This is a genomic window from Marinibacterium profundimaris, assembly GCF_002210095.1.
Taxonomy (GTDB): domain Bacteria; phylum Pseudomonadota; class Alphaproteobacteria; order Rhodobacterales; family Rhodobacteraceae; genus Marinibacterium; species Marinibacterium profundimaris.
In genome coordinates this window covers 25,054-43,949 of record NZ_AQQR01000015.1, presented here as the reverse complement: position 1 = coordinate 43,949, position 18,896 = coordinate 25,054, and the positions used below count along the sequence as shown (strand labels likewise).

Genomic DNA, 18,896 nt, shown 5'->3' with positions numbered 1-18,896 from the left:
CGGGGGCAGATAGGCCATGAAAGACGAAATCCAGATGACAGAAGACGTGATCCTTGCCAATGCGCGGCTGGTCCTTGCCGACGAGACCGTGACCGGCGCGCTGGTGATCCGCAATGGCGAGATCGCCGCGATCGACCAGGGCGCTACGGTCAGCCGCGGTGCCGTGGATTGCGAGGGAGATTACCTCGCGCCCGGCCTGATCGAGGTGCATACCGACAATCTCGAACGCCACATGAAGCCGCGCCCGCGCGTCGCCTGGCCGCTGGATCCCGCGATCCTCGCCCATGATGCGGAACTGGCCTCGACCGGGATCACCACGGTCTTCGACGCCCTGCGCGTGGGGTCCATCCCCACCGGATCGCGCGCGCCCTATGGCAAATACGCTCGCGACCTGTCCTCGAAGATCCTGGCCATGCGCGAGAAGGGCGTCTTTCGCATCAGCCACTTCCTGCACCTGCGGGCCGAGATCTGTTCGGAGACGCTGATCGAGGAGCTGGCCGAGTTCACGCCCGAGGACCGGGTCGGCATCGTCAGCCTGATGGATCACATGCCCGGCCAGCGCCAGTTCAGCGATATCTCAAAATACCAGGAGTACATGTCCGGCAAGTACGGGCTGACCCAGGCGGAATTCGATGATCATGTCGAATCGCTCTATGCGCTCCATGCCCGGCTGGGTGCCGACAACGAGGCGGCGGCGGTGGCCGAGGGCAAGCGGCTGGGCGCGGCGCTGGCCAGCCACGACGATACGACGGTCGAGCAGGTCGAGGTCTCTGCCGGCCATGGCGTGCGTCTGGCCGAATTCCCGACGACGGTGGAGGCTGCCGCCGCCAGCCGTGACGCCGGCATCGCGGTGATCATGGGCGCGCCCAACGTGGTGCGCGGCGGGTCGCATTCCGGCAATGTCGCGGCGATGGATCTGGCGAAGGCCGGGCTGCTGGACATCCTGTCGTCGGATTACGTGCCGTTCTCTCTGCTGACCGGCGCGGTGCAGCTGGGGCAGGAATGGGACGACATGGCGCGCGGCCTCGCCACCGTGACCGATGCACCGGCCCGGGCCACGGGCCTGACCGACCGGGGGCGGCTGGCGCCGGGGCTGCGCGCGGATCTCGTGCGGTTCCGTCTTGCGGACGGTCATCCCGTGCCGCTGGCGACCTGGTCGCGCGGCCGCCGGGTCTGATCCGGCTCAGGTCCGGTAGAACAGGTAGCGATCCGGGGCGATGCTGTCCGGGCCGGTCACCTGTTCGAACCCCACCAGAGGCTGGCCCGAGACGATCATCCCGCCCGGCACCATGACCTGCGCCAGGTCTTCCGACAGCTTCGCCGCCTCGGCCACGTCCTCGTCCTTGATCCCGCGGCCCAGGTCGTAATGCGCCAGCGCGATGCCATCGCTGCGCCGGCCCAGCTCGGCCAGCATCGGCGCGGCCTCTCCCATCAGGAAATCTTCCTCTGGCGGTTCGCAGGAGGGATGGCATTGCAGAACCCGGTCGATCACCCAGATCCGCCTGTGCGGCAGGATCTCGCGGATATGATCGTAGGTCCGCCCGTTCCCAAGGCCGAGGTCGAGCACATCGCCCGCAACCCCGGCGACCTGGTCGGCGGCCCAGTTGAGCCCGTCGCGTTGGGCGCTCAGGCGGCGCAGCATGGAATCGAGACGGCTCATGGGGTGGGCTCCGTGATATGGGGGGCGCGGGCATCCCAAAGGGTCAGGGGCGCGCGGGACAATCGGGTGAGAAGGTCGGCGACGAAATGCCAGATGGCCTCGTCGTGGACCAGGTGATGGGTAAGCAGGCCGTAGGGCTCGGCCGCGTCGGCGCGGCCCTCGCGGCGATCTCTGAGGTCACAGGCCATCTGCGCGATCAGCCGGTCGGGGGCAACGAGGCTGCGGCTGCCGCGCCAGTCGATCGGGTCGAGATGGGTGTTGATCCGTCTCAGCCCCGGCGCGGCTTCCGCGTCCTTGCGGGGCGTGAAGGTGGAGATCGTCGAAAACCGCTGTTCGGGCAGCATCGGCAAAAGATCCGGCGCGATCCGGTTCCAGGGCGGCACGAACATCGGCGCGGGCTCCGTCCCCAGGACGTTCGCCAGGCGGGCACGAGAGGCCCCGGCCTCCGCCGCCATCTCCGCCACCGGGCGATGGGCGCCGAATTCCGCCTTCTTCTCGCCCTCCGGCGCGTTGTTGGCATGGGCCCAGCCATGGGTGACAGGCACCACGCTCCCGCAGCCCCGCAACCGTCGGGCCAGTGTCTCGTTGGCCTCCGCCGGGATGATCGCCAGGTGCAGCGGCCATCCCGCCCCCTCTGCCATCTCAATCAGCTGGTCGAGCGCCGGGGTGTCGGCAATCGCGTCGTCATCGCGCCACCAGACGGGCAGAGGGGCCTGCAGCCGCTCCAGCTCGGCCTCCAGCGGGGACCAGTCCGTCATGCGCAAACCATCCCTTCGCAGATCCGCACGGTTTCCGCCGCGCCATCGTCGCGCAGCCCGTCGCGGCCTCGTTTTCCTTCCGACGTCACCCGCGCCACAGCATTCAGCAGGGTGTCGGCATCCAACTCCGCACTGGGCACCGACGCGATCCCGGGCAGGGCCGAGAGGCTTTCCGCCCGCAGCCCCTGTTCCACCTCGTTGCCCGCATCGAAGGGCACGAAGACCGCGGGCGTCCCGGCCTGCAGGATATCGAGCGCGGTATTGTAGCCGCACATGCTGACCGAGGCCGCGGCATGGGACAGCATCTGCCGGAAATCCCGGCGCGGCGGCTCCAGCGTGGCATTGGCGGGAGCCTCGGCCTGCAGCGTGGCGATCCGGTCCGCCCCGCCACCGACCAGCAGCCGCCATGGCCGGCGGTCGTCCAGCTTTGCGGCCGCCAGCGCGGCGCGGAACAGCCCGTCGCCCACCGGCCCACCTCCGGCGCTGACCAGCACCTCGCCTGTGCCCTCGGCCTGCGGATGCGGCCCGGCCGGGGCGGGGGCCACGTAGCCGGTGTAGATCAGCCGCCCGGCCAGCGCGCCGGAGACCGGCCAGCTCAAGGACAATTCGGTCCGCACCGGGTCGGAATGCACCAGCACGCCGTCGTAGAACCGCGTGATCATCTCGTCCGCCCAGTCGGCCTTGGCCAGCTTCGACGGCGGTGCGAGGATGTCGCGGATCGAACTGAGGATGCGCGGTGGGCGGGGCAGGGCGCGGGCCGCCTCAAGCAGCGCGGTGAACTCGGCCCGCAGGTTGCGGCGGCCGAAGGGGAACAGCTCGGTGATCAGCAGGTCCGGCGCAGGGGAGAGGCAGGCCAGCAGCGCATCGGTCCGCGCCGCGCGGTAGGCGTCGTCGGCCAGCGTGCCCTCGGCCTTCAGCAACCGCGTGAAATCCGTCCCGTCCGAGCGCAGCGGCGGCAGCTGCACCAGCGTCACGCCCGTTGTGTCCAGATGCGGCGCCGGAGCCCCACCGCTCGCCACGACGACCTCGTGCCCGCGCTCGGCAAAGGCCCGGCCCAGCGTCAGCGCGCGGCTCAGGTGCCCGGTGCCCAGCAGGTGGGTGACGGTGATCAGGACCCTCACGGCGCGGGCTCCAGCCGCACCGGCTCGCCCTCGGGCACCAGCCGGTCGCCTTCGATCGAGATGACATAGAGCCGGTTGCGTTTCACCTTGAACGGCGCCGGGCCGTCGAAATCCCAGTCATGCGCCAGCGCCAGGATCACCCGCATCACGCCGATATGGCAGACCGCGACATTGTCGCCCTCCAGCCCGGCCAGCCAGGGCGTCAGCCGTTCGGCCACCGCGCGCGGGGTTTCGCCGCCGGGCGGCTCGAAATCCCAGCCCCAGTTCTCGATGTCGCTATAATGCGTGCCCGGATCGGCCAGCAGGTCCGCGCCCTTCTGGCCCTCCCAGTCGCCCCAGGCCATCTCGATCAGCTCCGGCGCCGCCTTGGGGCGCTGCCCGCCCGAAACCAGCTCGGCCGTGTCCAGCGCGCGTTCCAGAGGGCTCGACCACAGCATGGCTTCGTCCCAGGGCGCGGGCAGCCGCTGGGCCGACAGCTCATCGCGGGCCTCGGCGTCCAGCATGATGTCGCTGCGCCCCTGGATGCGGCCGGCGCGGTTCCATTCGGTGTGACCATGGCGAAGCAGGGCAAGGCGGGTCATGCGCGGACCTCCAGCAGGGGGGTGACAGTGGCCCAGAAGCGGCGGGCCGCGGCGGGCAACAGGTGATGCGCGCGGATCGCGGCGCGGGCGGTGCGGCCGGCCTCCTGCCGGCGGGCCGGATCCTCCAGCAGCCAGTCGCAGCGCAGGGCGAGGCCGGCGGCGCCGGTCGGGACAGGCGGGTTCTTCGAGGGCTCGGCCACCACGTCGCGCACGCCGGGCCGGTCCTGGGCGACCACGGGCACGCCATGCGCCTGCGCCTCGAGATAGACCATGCCGAAGGCCTCGTTCACCCCGGGCCAGAGGAACAGATCGGCCTCGGCATAGGCGGTCTCCAGCGCGGCGCGGTCCAGCTGGCCCAGCAGCGAGACGCGCCCAGCACAGGGCGCGAAGAGCGTGTGCACCGCCTCGCGCGCCGGGCCGTCGCCGGCGATCTGCAGGTGCCAGCCGGGATGGCTCAGCGCCGGCAGCGTCGCGGCGATCAGCCGGTAAGAGGCCATCTTGTCCCCCGGCCGCATCATTCCCGCCGCCAGCAGCCGCCCCGGCACCGGGCGCCCCGGCGCGGGCAGGTCGTCGCGGGCCAGAAAGGGCGGCAGCTGCGCCAGGATCTGCCCCGCGCTCCGGTCGCGTTCCAGCGTCTCGCGGTCCTGTTCCGTCGGGTAAAAGATCACGTCCGCCGCGTCCGACGCGGCTTCGGCCGCCGCGGCAAAGCCGGCCCAGGGCCCGGTCAGACGCTTGCGCGCGCGCGAGCTTTCGATCAGCACGTAGGGAATGCCCCGTCGCCGCGCGACCTCGGGCCCGATCAGGTCGGGGGCCTTGTAGTAATTGTGGTAGCTGACCCAGAGCGCCACGTCATCGGGCAGCTCGGTCACCAGCCGTTCGACCTCGGCCGACGCGTCTGCGCGCAGCCGGGACTGGTTGGCGGTATCGCCGCTGCCGTCGCGCAGCCGCAGCTCCGAGGCCAGGATCACCTCGGCCCCCTCGCGGGCCAGCATCGCCATCAGGTTGCGCGCCATCTCGCGGTCCCCCGAGGGCACGGGATGGGTCGGCGCCTTGAGCGGGGCGAAGAAGGCCACGCGCATCGGGCTCAGGCCCCGTCACGGAGGCGCTCACGGTCACGCTCACCGGCGCGCGTGCCGCACAGCGTGTCCAGCCGCTCTGACAGCCGCGCGATACCGGGATCCATTCGGAAGTCCTGCCGCAGCCTGTGATAGGCGGCATCGGCCAGCGCGGCGGTCACCGCCGGATCGGCGGCCATCTGCGCGATCGCGTCGGCCAGCGCGTCAGGGTCGTCGTCGGACAGGAACCCATGCACGCCGTCCTCGATGAACTCGGGGATCGCCGACACCGGCGTCGACAGGATCGGCAGCTTCTGCGAGGCCGCCTCCATCAGCACGTTGGGCAGCCCGTCACGATCGCCGTTCCCGGCAATGCGCGAGGGCAGGACGAACAGGTCGGCGGCCTGCATCGAGGCAATGACCTCGGGCTGGGTCAGCGCCCCGCGCCAGGTGATGCGATGCGCGATCTTCAGCGCGCCGGAGCGCGCCGCCAGTGCGGCCTTGTCGCCGCCGCCGCCGATATGCTCCCAATGCCAGTCCAGCGTCGAGGGCAGCAGGGCCAGCGCCTCGATCAGCCGGTCAAAACCCTTCTTCTCGACCAGCCGCCCGACGCTGAGCATCCGGAACGGCTGGCCCGCGCCGCGCACGGGGCGGTCGGGCGGGGACGGAAACCGCGCCATGTCGAGCCCGTGATAGACCAGGTCCACCCGCGCCGGATCATCGGCCAGGGCGCGCAGGTGCTCGGCCCCGAAGGCGGTGCAGGTGGCGCCGAAGGCGGCGCCATGGGTGGCCGCGCTCAGCTTCTCGCGCTTTTCCCACTCGGGCGACGTCCAGATGTCCTTGGCATGGGCCGAGAAGGACCAGGGCAGGCCGCGCATGATCGCGGCATAGCGCGCGACCGAGGACGGGGTGTGCATGAAATGCGCGTAAAGCCCGCGCACGTCGCCCGGCATCTCGGCCGCCAGCACGCAGGCCTGGCCGAAGCGGCGCCAGCGGTTGCGGCTGCCGTCGCGTTTCAGATCCGCGCGCCAGGCCGTCCACGCGGCGCGGTAGCCGGGCAGGCGGCGCGCCCGCCACCAGCCACGCAGCACGCGGCCCGGTTCGTCATGCAGGTATTCGGGCAGGTAGTTCACCTTTGCCTTCAGCCGGTCATGCAGCGGATGTGTGGCCGTGTCGGTCGGGTGGCGCAGCGACCACAGCTCCATCGCGTGGCCCGCCTCTTCCAGCGCGACCAGTTCCTGGGCGATGAAGGTCTCCGACAGGCGCGGCCAGCCCTTCACCAGCACGGCCAGCGGCGGGGTCTTCGTCATTCGGCGGCGCACTCCCGGCGCTGCGCCAGCAAGGCGCCGACCCGTTCGGTCACGTGGTCCAGCCCGTCCAGCAGCCCCTGCGGGAACGAGGCCGACGGGCGCGGCCGGTCGGCCAGGCCCCGGATCGCGGCGATCATCGCCTCGACCGTCAGCCCGTCGCGCCATTCGTCGATCACGCCGACCAGGCCCATTTCCTCGGCCCGGTGCGCGCGGATGTATTGTTCCAGCCGCGGCACGGTGCGCGGCACGATCACCGCGGGCCGGTCGAAGGTCAGAACCTCGCAGAAAGTGTTGTAACCGCCCATGCAGATCACGCCGCGTGCCCCGGCGAACAGCGTCTCGATCTGGCTCTCGAAGCCCACCGCCTCGACCCGCCCGTTCAGCGCCTGGACCCGCGCCTCGAAATCCGCGCGGGTGTCGCCCGACAGGAACGGCCCGTAGACGAGGATCGCGCGGGGCGACAGCGTCGGGTCGGTCTCGTAGGCCTGGAGCACCAGGTTCACCATGGTCTCGCCATCGCCGCCCCCGCCGGGGGTGACAAGGATATAGGGTTCTTCCGGCGCGGGGCCGAGTTCCACCTTGTCGCGGCGCAGATAGCCGGTGAAGACCATGCGGTCACGCAGGGATTTGCTCAGCGGCAGGCTTGCGGTGGGGTCATAGACCGAGCGCAGGCCATAGACCCAGAGTTCGTCGTAATAGGTCTCTGCCGCCTCGACGGCGCCCTTGCGCGCCCATTCGTCGATCAGCACTTCGGGTTCGTCCAGCACGTCGCGCAGGCCAAGCACCATCTTGGTGCCGCCTTCCTCCAGCAGCCGGCGCAGGGTCGGCAGAAGCTCTCCGCGAAAGCCCGAGGGCTCCTTGTCGACGATCAGCAGGTCGGGCCGGAAGCGCTGGGCGGCGGCCTCGATCAGGCCGGCGCGCAGATCCGTCGTCTCGTCGATGTCCAGCCCCAGCGCCTGGCTGGCATAGCTACCATCGGCCAGCTTGGTGACGCCGGGCAGGCGGATGTGGTCGACCCGGGGCGGAAAGGCGAAGCGGCCGGCGACGGGCGATCCGGTGAGGATCAGCGCCGAGGCCTCGGCATCGACCTCGGTGATGGCGGTGGCCAGGGCGCGGGTGCGGCGCAGGTGGCCCAGTCCGAAGGTATCGTGGCTGTAAAGCATGACCCGTGGGGCCCGCCCGCGCGGCCCCCGTTTCCTCGTGATCGTGGAATTGGTCATCGTTGCTCGCTCAACCCTGGCCGCGTGCCGGTTACGCCCGGCCCGTCGGATGTCATGCGGATCGTGGGCGCGGCAAGGGCCGCACATGTGGAAGGTTCCTGTTTCACCGGCCCGCTCCGAGAGCCCATGATAAGCGGGACAGGCGGGATTGGCGATGAATTTGACGGGTTCGGCGCCTGTCCGGGTGGCAAACCGGTGCGCGCTGGACGCATTTCGGGCCCGGATCGGCGCGTTCGCATCGGCGCAATCGACCAGTCGCCCGCCATCTTCGCCAGTCCCCGTTCTGCCTGCCCGATCAGCCTGCCTGCCTGGCCTGGCGGCGGGCGCTTGCCCCCTTGGTATTCAATTCGGACCGAGATGCAACGCATTTCCGACAATTGCTCCGGTCAGCGGCGCTGTCGAATTGCACCGGCCCAAACGCTTGGCTAGCGTTTGCCGACCGCGGCCTGTCTGCGTCCTCATTCCGGGTGTGCCCATGACCAGTCGTTTGATGTTGCCCAAGCTTTCCCGCATGGCGCGGGTGCTCTGCGCGGCGCTCGCCCTTGGGGTGATCTGCCTTCTGCTGATGGCCGATCCGGGCCGGGCCCAGACACTGCCGGGGCTGGGAGGAGGCGGAACGGGCACGTCCGGCAGCAACGCCGACAGCGGCTCCGACAACCTGGCCTCGGCGTTGCGACAGGCGGCCGAGGCCGGTGTCAGCGTCGTCGTGCTCGACCCCGATGGCAGCGTGCTGGGCGCGAGCAGCGCCTCGACCGGCCAGAATACCATCGCCGAGGCCGAGATATCGACCCTGATGCAGACCTACCATACGGTCGAGACCTTCGTGGACCGCTTCGAGGAGCGTCTCGCCGCGCTGCCGGTGTCGGTGAACGAGGTGCTCTACATCCTGCGCGCCACCAGCCCGGACGGGCGGATCGTCACCTATGCCAAGGTGCTGTTCTACATGCTCGTGCTGCTGGCGATCGGGCGCATGGTGATGGTCGAGGTCTTCGGCAAGCGGCTGATGCGGCGCTTCGTGACATCGCGCATCCTCGAGAAACCGCGCGGCTATTCCGAGAAGGTGCCCTTCCTGGTGATGCGGTTCCTGGTGGGGATGGTGGGAACCGTCCTGGTTCTGGTGCTTGTGGTCCTGGCCGGCTTCCTGGTGATCGGCAATGCCAACGATCTCTCGGTCGAGATCACCGCCGCCGCGATCCTTCTGGCCTTTTTCCTGACCCGCACGGTGGGCGACCTGTGGCGCATGATCCTGTCCCCCTACCTGCCGCAGTACCGCATCCCGCGGCTCACCGACCGCGAGGCGCAGCGGCTGTATTTCTGGGTCTGGGGGATCACGGCCTACGGGATCTGGACCGGCTATTTCGCCACCTGGATCAAGGAAATCGGGCTGAACTACAATGTCTACGCGATGCTTTCGCTGGTCATGCTGCTGATCGCGATGGTGGCCAACGTGGCGATGGTGCTGGTCAATCGCAAGGCGATCACCCGCGCCATCCTGCACGGGCGCGCACTGATGGAGGTCAACTGGGCCACCCGGACCATCTCTCTGGTCTGGGCGCCTGCGCTGGTGCTGTTCTTCGTCTTTGCCTGGTTGCGCCACAGCTACGATCTCGTGCTGGACATGGAGGAACGGTTTCCCCTGATCGCGGGGGCCTACGCGGTGTTCCTGACGGTGGTCGTGGTCTACGCGGTGATGAACTACGCGCTGGAGCGGTACTTTGACCGGGTGCGCCGGCGCGAGGCGGTGAACCGGGACATGGCCGAGGCCGAGGCTTCGGAAATCGGTCAGCCGGCCGAAATATCGCACCGCCCGATGACCTACGAGGCGCTGTTCCGGCAGGTGGCGGGGATCCTGGCCTTTGCCGCCGGGTCCTATGCGCTGGTGCTGATCTGGCTGCCCGAGAACAAGCTGATCAACGATACCCTGATCGGCAATTTCCTTGATGTCGCGATCGTCCTCTTCATGGGATACATCGTCTACAACCTTTTCCGGATCTGGATCGACAACATGATCGCCCAGGAAGAGCCCGCCGCCGAAGAGGCGGAGTTGGGCGACGAGGGCGGTGCCACCGGGGCAAGCCGGCTGGCCACCCTGCTGCCGCTGTTCCGGGGCGCGATCCTGGCGGTGGTCGTGGTGACGATCGGGCTGATCGCGCTGATGGAGCTGGGCGTGAACGTGGGCCCGCTCTTTGCCGGCGCGGGCGTGGTGGGCATCGCCATCGGCTTCGGCGCCCAGACGCTGGTGCGCGACATCTTCTCGGGCGCGTTCTTCCTGATCGACGACGCCTTCCGCAAGGGCGAATACATCGACATCGGTATCGTGAAGGGCACGGTCGAGAAGATCTCGGTCCGGTCGTTCCAGCTGCGCCACCACCTGGGCGCGCTGCAGACGGTGCCCTTCGGCGAGGTGCAGGTGCTGACCAACTTCTCGCGCGACTGGGTGATCATGAAGCTGCCGCTGCGGGTGACCTACGACACGGATGTCGAGAAAGTGCGCAAGCTGATCAAGAAGCTGGGGCAGCAGCTGCTCGAGGATCCGGTGATCGGCGAGAATTTCATCCAGCCGCTGAAAAGTCAGGGCGTGATCGAGATGCAGGACAGCGCGATGATCATCCGGGTGAAGTTCATGACCAAGCCGGGCGACCAGTGGCTGGTGCGCAAGAAGGTCTACGAGGAGATCCGGGCGCTGTTTGCCCGCGAGGGGATCAGGTTCGCGCATCGCGAGGTGACGGTGCGGCTGGCCGACGAGAATGCCGAGGATCTCACCCCGAAACAGCGCGACGCGGTGGTAGGCGCGGTGCAGACCGCGATCGAGGAAGAGATGATGGACGAAGACCGCAACGAGCACGGCGACGATCGCTGATCCTGGCCGCCCCGGCGAAATCTCCCTGCATCTCCTCGGACAGGTCGACCTCGGCTGGTTTCTCGATCACGCGCGGCTGGCCGAATTCCGACAATCCTTACCATTCGCCACCCGGTGACACGCCGGCTTCTGCCCCCCAAACCGCCCCGATCACCCCTGGCGCATCATTTTTCCCGGCGCGCCGGGGCGGGGGGTGGCCAGGCCTTGGTCGGCCAAGTATGCATTGGGAAACGGGCGGGCCGGTTCCGGTTCCGCGCCGCCCCGTCATCCCGGAAAGGATCTCTCAGATGCTGCGTCCCCTCGCTTCTCTGCTGCTTGCCGCCGCCATGGCCGTGCCCGCCACGGCCCAGACCGTCGACCGGATCCGGTCGGAGGGAGAAATCCGGCTGGGCTACCGGCAGGATGCCGCGCCGCTCTCCTATGTCGACGATCAGGGCGTGCCGGCCGGTTACACGGTGCAGGTCTGTGCCCAGCTGGCCCAGGCGCTGGGCCGCGCGCTTGATCTGGAAGAGATCGAGATGACCTTCGTCCCCGTCGACACGTCCAATCGTTTCGCCAAGGTCGCGGACGGCGAGATCGACCTGCTCTGCGGCGCCTCGACCATCACCATGAGCCGGCGCGAATTCGTCGATTTCTCGATCCCGATCTTTGTCGACGGGACCGCCGTGATGCTGCCCGTGGGGGCCGAGACCACCTTCTCCGCGCTCAACGGGGCCTCGATCGGGGTGCGGTCCGGCACCACCACAGAGGAGGCCCTGGGCAACACGCTGACCCAGACCGGGACCGAGGCCGAGGTAGTCACCTTCGACAGCCACGAGGAGGGGCTCGCGGCGATGCAGGCGGGCGAGATCGCGGCCTATTTCGCGGACCAGTCGATCCTGCTGTTCCTCAACGCGGGCAACCGGGACTTCATGGTCATGGACCGGCTGCTGACGATCGAGAAACAGGGCCTCGCCCTGCCGCGCGGCGATGACGAGTTCCGCTTCCTTGTCGATGGGGCGCTCTCGGGGCTTTACAACACCGGCGTGATGGAAGGCATCTTCCGCGAGACCCTGCCCGGCGTCGAACCCGGCCAGGCGATGCAATGGCTGTTCCGCCTCGGCCCGATCCTGCCCTGATGACCGCGCAGATGTCCCACGCGTGGGACATCTTGCCGACCACATGAAATCAAGGGGTTACAGGCGCGGATTTACCGCGCCTTAACTTTTTGCGAAGCACCGCGCCGGTCGGCCTGCCGCCGGATTGCGGACGGCACCCGGGATTGCAACGGGCCGACGAGGCTGAGCCCGCCGACATGCCGGCACCTTTTCCAGCCCCATCGCCCGGCCCGTCCGTCCGGTCTTTCAGGATCGGCAGCACATCCGGCGACCTGCGATCCGGACGCGTCTCTCACGCGCGGACCTGATCGCCCGGGCACCACGCCCTTTGTTCTTCTTGGCCCAAATACCTTCGGGGGGAGGCCTCCGCAGGAGGACGGGGGCAGCGCCCCCGAACCCGGCCGGCTATCCACGCCTAGTCCTGGTAGGGATCCAGGCTGTCGCGCAACCCGTCGCCCAGGAAGTTGAACGCCAGCACCACGACGATGATCGGCACCATCGGCAGGGCCGTCCAGGGATAGATCTCGATCGAGGCGAGGTTCTGCGCGTCGTTCAGCATGACCCCCCAGCTGACCGCCGGGGCGCGCAGGCCGAGGCCGAGGAACGACAGCGCCGTCTCGCCCAGGATCATCGCCGGGATCGACAGGGTGGCCGAGGCGATCAGGTGCGAGGCGAAGTTCGGCAACAGGTGCCGCCCGATCACGCGGCCCGGCTTGGCGCCCATCATCTCGGCCGCGCGCACGTATTCCTCTTCGCGCAGGGACAGGAACTTGGCGCGCACGGACCGTGCCAGCCCGGGCCAGTCGAGGATGCCGAGGATGATCGAGATGATGAAGAACACCGCCACCGGCCCCCAGTTCGACGGCACCGCGGCCGACAGGGCAAGCCAGAGCGGCAGTTCGGGCAGAGATCGCAGGATCTCGATCACGCGGTTGATGACCCAGTCGATGCCGCCGCCGAAATAGCCGGCGATGGAGCCGAAGAAGATGCCCAGCGAGAAGGACACGAGGATGCCGATCAGCCCCACGGTCAGCGAAAGCTGCGCCCCGTAAAGGATGCGCGAGAACACGTCGCGCCCCAATCGGTCCGAGCCCCAGACGAAGACCGTCGTGCCCTCGGCCGGGCAGAACAGATGCGTGTCGGAGGGGATGAAGCCGGCCAGCTTGTAGGGCGTGCCCTCGCAGAACCAGCGCAGCGGCGCGGGGTTGTCGGTGTCGGGGACGAATTCCCACTGGAAGGTCGTCAGGTTGGCCTCGGCCGTCACCGGGTAGATGAAGGGGCCGATGAATTCGCCCTCGTGGAACAGGCGGATCTTCTGCGGCGAGGCATAGAGATATTCCTCGTTCCGCTCGTTCGGCCCGTAGGGTGCGACAAAGCCCCAGAAGGGCAGCATGATGTAGGAAAAGGCGATGAACAGCCCCGAGATCAGCCCCAGCTTGTGGGTCCGGAACTTGCGCCAGACCAGCACCCAGCCGGGCGCGTCCAGGTCGGCGCGTTCGAGATCCAGCGCCGAGGCGGTCGGATCGAAGGGGGCGTCATCGACGAAACGGTCGGGTCTGTCGGTCATGACTCGCGGCCTTCGTAACGGATGCGGGGATCAAGCATGACCAGCAGGATATCCGAGATCATCGTGCCGATCAGGGTCAGAAGGGCCACGAACATCAGGATGAAGCCCGACAGGAACTGGTCCTGCGTCTTCAGCGCGGTCAGCAGGGTGGGGCCGATGGTCTGCAGGCCAAGCACGACCGAGACCAGAACCGAGCCGGACACCATCGAGGGCAGCAGGTTGCCGATATCGGCCACGAAGGGGTTGAAGGCGACGCGCAGCGGGTATTTCACCAGCATCCGCCGCTCGCTCAGGCCCTTGGCGATGGCGGTTTCCACATAAGGCTTGCCCAGCTCGTCCAGCATGTTGGCGCGCAGCCGCTGGGTCATGGCCGAGGCGCCGGATGTGCCGATCACGAAGGTCGGCACGATCAGGTGCACCAGGATCGACTGCAGCTTGTCCCAGGTCAGCGGCTGGCCTTCGAAGATCGGATCCATCAGCCCGCCGATCGGCAGGTTGAAATACTTGTGCCCGTAATAGAACAGGATCAGCGCCAGCAGGAAGTTCGGCGTGGCCAGGCCCAGGTAGGCCACCAGTGCCGCGGTATAGTCGATCCAGCTGCGGGATTTCGCGGCGGCCAGCATGCCCAGCGGCAGGGCCACGGCATAGATGAAAAGCACGGCGGCCAGGTTCACCACCACGGTCAGCCAGAGGCTGTCGCCCACGATATCGGCCACGGGGCGTTCGAATTCGAATGACCAGCCCCAGTCGCCCTGCAGCAGGCCCGAGAAGCCGTTGGGCCCGGGCAGGAAGCCGACCCAGATCATGTATTGCTTCCACAGCGGCTGATCGAGCGAATATTCGCGGCGCAGGAATTCGGCCTTGGCGACGCCGGCGCTTTGCCCGGTGGCCCGCAGTTCGTTGATCTGGTTGGACAGGTAATCGCCCGGCGGCAGGTTGATGATCGCGAAGACCAGGACCGAGACCACCAGGAGCGTGAGCACCATGGTCATCATCCGGTAGAGGGCGTAGCGGAGCGTGCTCATGATGCGGTCTTGTCTTTCGGCGGCCTGTCGGGTCTTGGCGGCTGGCCCCGGTGGCGGGGCGGGCTGATCGTGGCGGGCGGGCGGGGGCGCCCGGTTTCATGCGGTGTCACGCGGCGCGCCCCGGCCAAAGCGGCGGGGGCGCAGATCGCGTCAGTCCGCGAAGAAGAACTCCTCCGGGCGGTGGATGCCGAAATGGGCCCCCGGCTCCCAGGCCCAGATCGCCTGTTCCGGCACGTTGCGCAGGCGGTTGTTGACGACGATGGGCTGGGGTGCCTCGGCGAGGATGCCGATGCCGAAGAGGTTCTCGGCGTGGATCTTCAGCGCCTCGGTCCAGGCGGCGGTGCGCTCTTCCTTCGTGGTGGCGGTCTGCCAGTCGTTGCACAGCTCAAGCAGGCGGATGGCCGGTTCCATGTCGGGCGGCTCGCCCGAGCCGCCGTTGGTCTGGTAATACTGGCCCCATTTCGGCCAGGCAAAGAATTCCTGCCGGCGCGGGCAGAGGTAGGAGGGCGAGGTATAGGCCTGCGGGATCCCGTTGTCCCACCCGTACCAGACCGCGGCCATGGTGGTTCCGGCGAAGACGCGGTTGTAGAGGATGTCGCGGTCCAGCGGACGCATGATCAGATCCACGCCCACATCGCGCCAGTTGTCGATGATGATCTGCAGCGCGTTCTCGACCTCCTGCCGTTCTCCGGCGGTCTCGATCACGATCTCCATCGGGCGGCCGTCGGGCAGCAGGCGGATGCCGTTGCCCTGGCGTTCGGTCAGGCCGGCCTCGTCCAGCAGGGCATTGGCGGCCTCGACGTCATGGGCGGCCCAGGCGTCGCGGTTTTCCTGGAGAAAGAAAGGGCTTTGCGGCAGCACGGTCATGGAGCCGGGCTTGGCCAGCTTGAAGTACAGCGCCTGGTTGATGGCATCGCGGTTGATCGCCATGCTCAGCGCACGACGCACGTTCACGTCCCGCAGCACCTCGCGCCAGACCGGATCGTTGTAGTTCAGGTTGGGGTAGATCGCGATCTGCGAGGCATAGCCGTTGCCCCAGAGATAGGTGGTGTAATTGCTGCCGTCGGCCTCGCCCTTGCGCAGGATCGAGATGTCGCGGAAATCGAGCCCGCGGCCCTGCAGGTCGCTTTCGCCGGCATTGGTCTTGGCGGCGACAAGTCCGCCGGCCACGATCGTCATCTCGACGTCGTCGATATAGGGCAGCTGCTGCCCGGTGCTGTCGATGCGGTGGTAATAGGGGTTGCGCTGGAACATGTGGCGCGTCTGCTTGCCGTCCGACATGTTCACCCAGGGCTGCAGCGTCGGCAGCTCGGGGTTGTCGAAGCGGTGCATGTTGTCGACCTTGTTGTGCAGCGCGGCCCAGCTGCGCAGGCGGTTTTCGTCCACTACCTGTTCCAGGTCCTCGGGAGAGACGTAGTTGGCGTGGAACTGGCTGACGTAATGCTTGGGCCGGTAGATGAAGGGCGGCACGGCCATGGCCAGCGTGGCCAGGAAGGCGGGGTTGGGGTCTTCCCAGGCGTAGACGACGGTGTATTCGTCGGGGAAGGTCACGGTTGGGAACTTGCCGTTCACGCGCAGGAAATCGGGCGGACCGGCGGGGCTGAGCTCTTCGTTGTTGGCGACATCGTTCCACCAGTAGGCGAAATCGTCCGAGGTGAAGGGATGGCCATCGGACCATTTCATCCCCGGGCGCAGGTTCAGCGTGTAGACGCGGTCGTCCTCGTTGTCGACGCTGAGAAGGATGTCTGGCTGCAGCTCGTAATTCTCGTCGTAGCCGACGAGGCGGGCATAGCCGTAGACCACCATCTGGCGCACGTCCTTGGAGCGCGACACCATGGTGCGCAGCGTGCCGCCGGGGGTGCCGGTGACGCGGCCCTTGGCCTCGAGATCGACGACCAGAGGCGTCTCGGGCAGGCGTTCGGCCACCGGGGGCAATTCCCCGGCGGCGACCTTGTCGGCGAAATAGGGGGGCTCCTGCGGGTCCAGGGCCCAGGCGGGCAGCGCCGTCATCAGCAGCAGCGCGGTTGCGGCGCGCAGGCGGCGGAAGGAAAGCAGATCAGACATGTTGGCGTACCTTGTGTCCGGGGCTCATCGTGGTGAGCGCGGGGAAATCATCCTCGCCGAAGCGGAAGGCTTCGGGCCAGTCCGACGGCGCACCTGCGCCGCGGGCCACGGTGGCGAGGTCGATGGGGCGATTGACATCCGGCTCGGGCTGCGCGGCGATCAGCGCCTTGGTGTAGGGATGCCGGGGATCGAAGAACAGCGTTTCGGCCGGAGCCTGTTCGACGACGATCCCGGCGCGCATCACCGCGACCTCGTCGGCGATCCGCGCGACCACGGCCAGGTCGTGCGATATGAAGAGGTACGACAACTTATGCCGGTCGCGGATCTCTTCAAGCAACGACAGGATCTGTTCCTGCACGCTGACGTCCAGCGCAGAGGTCGGTTCGTCGCAGACCAGCAGCACCGGATCCAGCATCAGCGCGCGGGCGATCGACAGGCGCTGCCGCTGCCCGCCCGAAAAGGCATGGGGAAAACGCTTCAGCATGTCGGATTTCAGCCCGACCTGTTCGATCAGCGCCGCCGCCTTGTCGCGGCGTTCCGAGCCCGAGCCGATGCCGTGGATCTCGAGCGGTTCGGTCAGCGCGTCCTGCACCCGCATCCGGGGGCTGAGCGAGGAATAGGGATCCTGGAACACCATCTGCGCGTTCTTCTGGAATTCCGTGCGCTCCTCGCGCGTCATCTGGTTCACCACGACCGGCTCGCCGCCGGCAGAGGGCCGGAACAGGACCTCTCCGCCCGGGTCGGGCTTTTCGGCGCCAAGAGCGATCTTGGCCAGCGTGGTCTTGCCCGAGCCGCTTTCGCCGACGATGGCCAGCGTCTTGCCGCGTTCCAGCGCCAGGTCGACGCCGCGCACCGCACGGGCCAGCATGTCCGGTTTCCATGCCACCGAGGCGCGCAGCCGATAGGTCTTGTTCACGTCGCGCATCGTCAGGATCGGGTCGTTGCTTTCGACCTCGGGCGCGGGTTCGTCGACGGTGGGGATTTCGGGCGCAGCGGCAAAGAGCTGTTGCGTGTAGGGATGCGTCGGATCGGACAGGATCGGGCGCGCGTCGCCCTTTTCCATGACCCGGCCGCGGTGCATGACCACCACATGTTCGGCCATGTTGGCCACCACGCCCAGGTCGTGGGTGACGAGGATCACCGACATGCCGGTGTCCTTCTGCAGCGTCTTGATCAGGCCCAGGACCTGCGCCTGGGTGGTGACGTCCAGCGCGGTGGTCGGCTCGTCCGCGATCAGCAGGTCGGGCTTGGCGACCATGGCCATGGCAATCATCGCCCGCTGGCGCATTCCGCCCGACAGTTCAAAGGGATAGGACCGGTAGACCCGTTCCGGATCCGCGAAACCCACGCGTTCGAATTCGCGCAGGACGTCGCGCCTGGCCTCGCGCTCGGACGCGCCGCGGTGGATCCAGAGCACTTCGGACACCTGGTTGCCGATCCGGTGCAACGGCGAGAGCGAGCGCATCGGTTCCTGGAAGATCATCGAGATCGCGTCGCCGCGCACGTGGCGCATCTGACGTTCCGTGAGCTTCGACAGTTCGACCACGCCGTCGCGGCCGTTGAAGGTGATCCGGCCCGAGCGTACCTGCGCCGAGCGCGGCAGGATGCGCAGCACCGACCGGCAGGTGATCGTCTTTCCCGATCCGCTTTCGCCGACCAGCGCAAGCGTCTCGCCACGGGGCACCTCGAACGACACATCGCGGACAACCGATTGTTCCCGGCCGAAGCCGATTTCGAGATTCTCCACTGTCAGCAAAGGCGTCATCAAGGCGCTTTCAGTCGTTTATTTTCTGTTCAGGATCGGCGAGCGGCTCTTGTTTACCTTCGCGCGGGGCTGGTCGTTTCGTCAAACCCGAATCGCCGCTGTGCCGTGATTTCCCTGAATATTTTCCTCTGTGAGCGTCCCGGACTACACATTGCCGGGGAACTCTGGCATGGACTTTGCAGCCCTGTGACCGCCCGCCAATCCGGAGAGAAACCCATGACCCGCCTCGACCTTTTCATCGACCGCATGGTGTCGCAGCGCGCCTGTCTGGACCACGCCATCGCCGCCACGGACGGGCTTGCGGGGCCGGTCTTCGAACTGGGGCTGGGCAATGGGCGCACCTATCACCACCTGCGCGAAACGGTCGTGGACCGGGATATCTATGTGTTCGAGCGCGAGATCGCCTCGCATCCCGACAGCACGCCCGAGCCCGAGTTCGCCATCCTCGGCGACGTGATGGAGACCCTGCCGCAGGCGCTGCAGCGGTTCGGTCCCACCATCAGCCTGGCCCATGCCGACCTGGGCGGGCACAATCGCGACAAGAACGACATCTTCGCGCGCAAGGTCTCGCCCCTGATCGAGCCGCTGCTGGCGCCCGGCGGGCTGATGGTGTCGTCGGACCGGATGTATTTCGACACGCTCGAAGAGCTGGCGCTGCCCGAAGGCGCGGTGCCGGGGCGCTGCTTCATCTACCGCCGCTGACCCGGGCGGCGCGGGCAAGGGCCGAATTCCGGAATGCTGCCCCCCTGGTGCGGGGCCGGGGCCTGCAACCTGAGGGGTGGCGGGCCCGCTGGCCTGCTCAATTAATGGGCG

At 67.8% G+C, this 18,896-nt stretch carries 15 protein-coding genes; 4 read left to right on the top strand and 11 right to left on the bottom strand.

Annotation, left to right across the window (positions count from 1 at the left end):
• The first annotated feature begins 34 nt into the window (after positions 1-34).
• Positions 35-1,177 carry an alpha-D-ribose 1-methylphosphonate 5-triphosphate diphosphatase gene (locus ATO3_RS22095; RefSeq protein WP_088652132.1) on the top strand — a complete coding sequence of 381 codons (1,143 nt, stop codon included), beginning with the start codon at positions 35-37 and terminating at the stop codon, positions 1,175-1,177.
• A 6-nt stretch (positions 1,178-1,183) separates the two neighbouring features.
• On the opposite strand, the gene ATO3_RS22090 is transcribed toward ATO3_RS22095, so the two are convergent.
• From ATO3_RS22090 to ATO3_RS22060, 7 genes are read right to left on the bottom strand one after another with little or no spacing between them, the layout of a single operon-like run.
• Entirely contained in the window at positions 1,184-1,660 is a 477-nt protein-coding gene (locus ATO3_RS22090) for a class I SAM-dependent methyltransferase (RefSeq protein WP_088652079.1), read from the bottom strand.
• A complete protein-coding gene (locus tag ATO3_RS22085) occupies positions 1,657-2,418 on the bottom strand; it encodes a polysaccharide deacetylase family protein (RefSeq protein ID WP_088652078.1) in 762 nt (253 codons plus the stop codon). Before ATO3_RS22085 ends, ATO3_RS22090 begins: the two co-directional genes overlap by 4 nt.
• Positions 2,415-3,539 (bottom strand): glycosyltransferase family protein, encoded by a 1,125-nt coding sequence (locus ATO3_RS22080; protein WP_088652077.1) that lies wholly within the window; start codon positions 3,537-3,539, stop codon positions 2,415-2,417. The genes ATO3_RS22085 and ATO3_RS22080 overlap by 4 nt, the downstream gene beginning before the upstream one ends.
• The gene (locus ATO3_RS22075) at positions 3,536-4,120 is read right to left on the bottom strand and encodes a histidine phosphatase family protein (protein WP_088652076.1); all 585 of its coding nucleotides are present in this window, start codon (positions 4,118-4,120) and stop codon (positions 3,536-3,538) included. The genes ATO3_RS22080 and ATO3_RS22075 overlap by 4 nt, the downstream gene beginning before the upstream one ends.
• The gene (locus ATO3_RS22070; RefSeq protein ID WP_088652075.1) at positions 4,117-5,199 is read right to left on the bottom strand and encodes a glycosyltransferase family 4 protein; all 1,083 of its coding nucleotides are present in this window, start codon (positions 5,197-5,199) and stop codon (positions 4,117-4,119) included. The genes ATO3_RS22075 and ATO3_RS22070 overlap by 4 nt, the downstream gene beginning before the upstream one ends.
• 5 nt (positions 5,200-5,204) lie before the next feature.
• Positions 5,205-6,485: a glycosyltransferase family 4 protein gene (locus ATO3_RS22065; RefSeq protein WP_088652074.1), complete on the bottom strand. Its 1,281-nt coding sequence runs from the start codon at positions 6,483-6,485 to the stop codon at positions 5,205-5,207.
• Positions 6,482-7,705: a glycosyltransferase family protein gene (locus ATO3_RS22060; protein WP_088652073.1), complete on the bottom strand. Its 1,224-nt coding sequence runs from the start codon at positions 7,703-7,705 to the stop codon at positions 6,482-6,484. Before ATO3_RS22060 ends, ATO3_RS22065 begins: the two co-directional genes overlap by 4 nt.
• A gap of 475 nt (positions 7,706-8,180) precedes the next feature.
• Between ATO3_RS22060 and ATO3_RS22055 the strand changes: the two genes are divergently transcribed.
• Together ATO3_RS22055 and ATO3_RS22050 are read left to right on the top strand one after the other, a co-directional pair.
• On the top strand, positions 8,181-10,565 hold the full coding sequence (locus tag ATO3_RS22055) for a mechanosensitive ion channel family protein (RefSeq protein WP_233152262.1): 2,385 nt from the start codon (positions 8,181-8,183) through the stop codon (positions 10,563-10,565).
• 287 nt (positions 10,566-10,852) lie between these two features.
• The gene (locus ATO3_RS22050; RefSeq protein ID WP_233152261.1) at positions 10,853-11,683 is read left to right on the top strand and encodes an amino acid ABC transporter substrate-binding protein; all 831 of its coding nucleotides are present in this window, start codon (positions 10,853-10,855) and stop codon (positions 11,681-11,683) included.
• Positions 11,684-12,077: 394 nt separating this feature from the next.
• Here the strand turns inward: ATO3_RS22050 and ATO3_RS22045 are convergent, their stop codons facing one another.
• The 4 genes from ATO3_RS22045 to ATO3_RS22030 form a co-directional block, all read right to left on the bottom strand.
• Entirely contained in the window at positions 12,078-13,229 is a 1,152-nt protein-coding gene (locus ATO3_RS22045; protein ID WP_088652072.1) for an ABC transporter permease, read from the bottom strand.
• Positions 13,226-14,254, bottom strand: coding sequence for an ABC transporter permease (locus ATO3_RS22040; protein ID WP_088652071.1), 1,029 nt, complete (start codon positions 14,252-14,254; stop codon positions 13,226-13,228). Before ATO3_RS22040 ends, ATO3_RS22045 begins: the two co-directional genes overlap by 4 nt.
• Before the next feature lie 150 nt (positions 14,255-14,404).
• Entirely contained in the window at positions 14,405-16,318 is a 1,914-nt protein-coding gene (locus ATO3_RS22035; RefSeq protein ID WP_088652070.1) for an ABC transporter substrate-binding protein, read from the bottom strand.
• Positions 16,311-18,083 (bottom strand): ABC transporter ATP-binding protein, encoded by a 1,773-nt coding sequence (locus ATO3_RS22030; RefSeq protein WP_088652069.1) that lies wholly within the window; start codon positions 18,081-18,083, stop codon positions 16,311-16,313. Before ATO3_RS22030 ends, ATO3_RS22035 begins: the two co-directional genes overlap by 8 nt.
• Before the next feature lie 216 nt (positions 18,084-18,299).
• Here ATO3_RS22030 and ATO3_RS22025 point away from each other — a divergent pair, with 216 nt between their 5' ends.
• Positions 18,300-18,785 (top strand): class I SAM-dependent methyltransferase, encoded by a 486-nt coding sequence (locus ATO3_RS22025; RefSeq protein ID WP_088652068.1) that lies wholly within the window; start codon positions 18,300-18,302, stop codon positions 18,783-18,785.
• The last annotated feature ends 111 nt before the right edge of the window (positions 18,786-18,896 follow it).

What these genes read in the sequence shown, in the direction of transcription:
- ATO3_RS22060 (WP_088652073.1), bottom strand. Translation starts at nt 7,705, where the DNA reads ATGACCAATTCCACGATCACGAGGAAACGGGGGCCGCGCGGGCGGGCC.
- ATO3_RS22025 (WP_088652068.1), top strand. Translation starts at nt 18,300, where the DNA reads ATGACCCGCCTCGACCTTTTCATCGACCGCATGGTGTCGCAGCGCGCC.
- ATO3_RS22070 (WP_088652075.1), bottom strand. Translation starts at nt 5,199, where the DNA reads ATGCGCGTGGCCTTCTTCGCCCCGCTCAAGGCGCCGACCCATCCCGTG.
- ATO3_RS22090 (WP_088652079.1), bottom strand. Translation starts at nt 1,660, where the DNA reads ATGAGCCGTCTCGATTCCATGCTGCGCCGCCTGAGCGCCCAACGCGAC.
- ATO3_RS22050 (WP_233152261.1), top strand. Translation starts at nt 10,853, where the DNA reads ATGCTGCGTCCCCTCGCTTCTCTGCTGCTTGCCGCCGCCATGGCCGTG.
- ATO3_RS22055 (WP_233152262.1), top strand. Translation starts at nt 8,181, where the DNA reads ATGACCAGTCGTTTGATGTTGCCCAAGCTTTCCCGCATGGCGCGGGTG.
- ATO3_RS22085 (WP_088652078.1), bottom strand. Translation starts at nt 2,418, where the DNA reads ATGACGGACTGGTCCCCGCTGGAGGCCGAGCTGGAGCGGCTGCAGGCC.
- ATO3_RS22075 (WP_088652076.1), bottom strand. Translation starts at nt 4,120, where the DNA reads ATGACCCGCCTTGCCCTGCTTCGCCATGGTCACACCGAATGGAACCGC.
- ATO3_RS22065 (WP_088652074.1), bottom strand. Translation starts at nt 6,485, where the DNA reads ATGACGAAGACCCCGCCGCTGGCCGTGCTGGTGAAGGGCTGGCCGCGC.
- ATO3_RS22095 (WP_088652132.1), top strand. Translation starts at nt 35, where the DNA reads ATGACAGAAGACGTGATCCTTGCCAATGCGCGGCTGGTCCTTGCCGAC.
- ATO3_RS22040 (WP_088652071.1), bottom strand. Translation starts at nt 14,254, where the DNA reads ATGAGCACGCTCCGCTACGCCCTCTACCGGATGATGACCATGGTGCTC.
- ATO3_RS22045 (WP_088652072.1), bottom strand. Translation starts at nt 13,229, where the DNA reads ATGACCGACAGACCCGACCGTTTCGTCGATGACGCCCCCTTCGATCCG.
- ATO3_RS22030 (WP_088652069.1), bottom strand. Translation starts at nt 18,083, where the DNA reads ATGACGCCTTTGCTGACAGTGGAGAATCTCGAAATCGGCTTCGGCCGG.
- ATO3_RS22035 (WP_088652070.1), bottom strand. Translation starts at nt 16,318, where the DNA reads ATGTCTGATCTGCTTTCCTTCCGCCGCCTGCGCGCCGCAACCGCGCTG.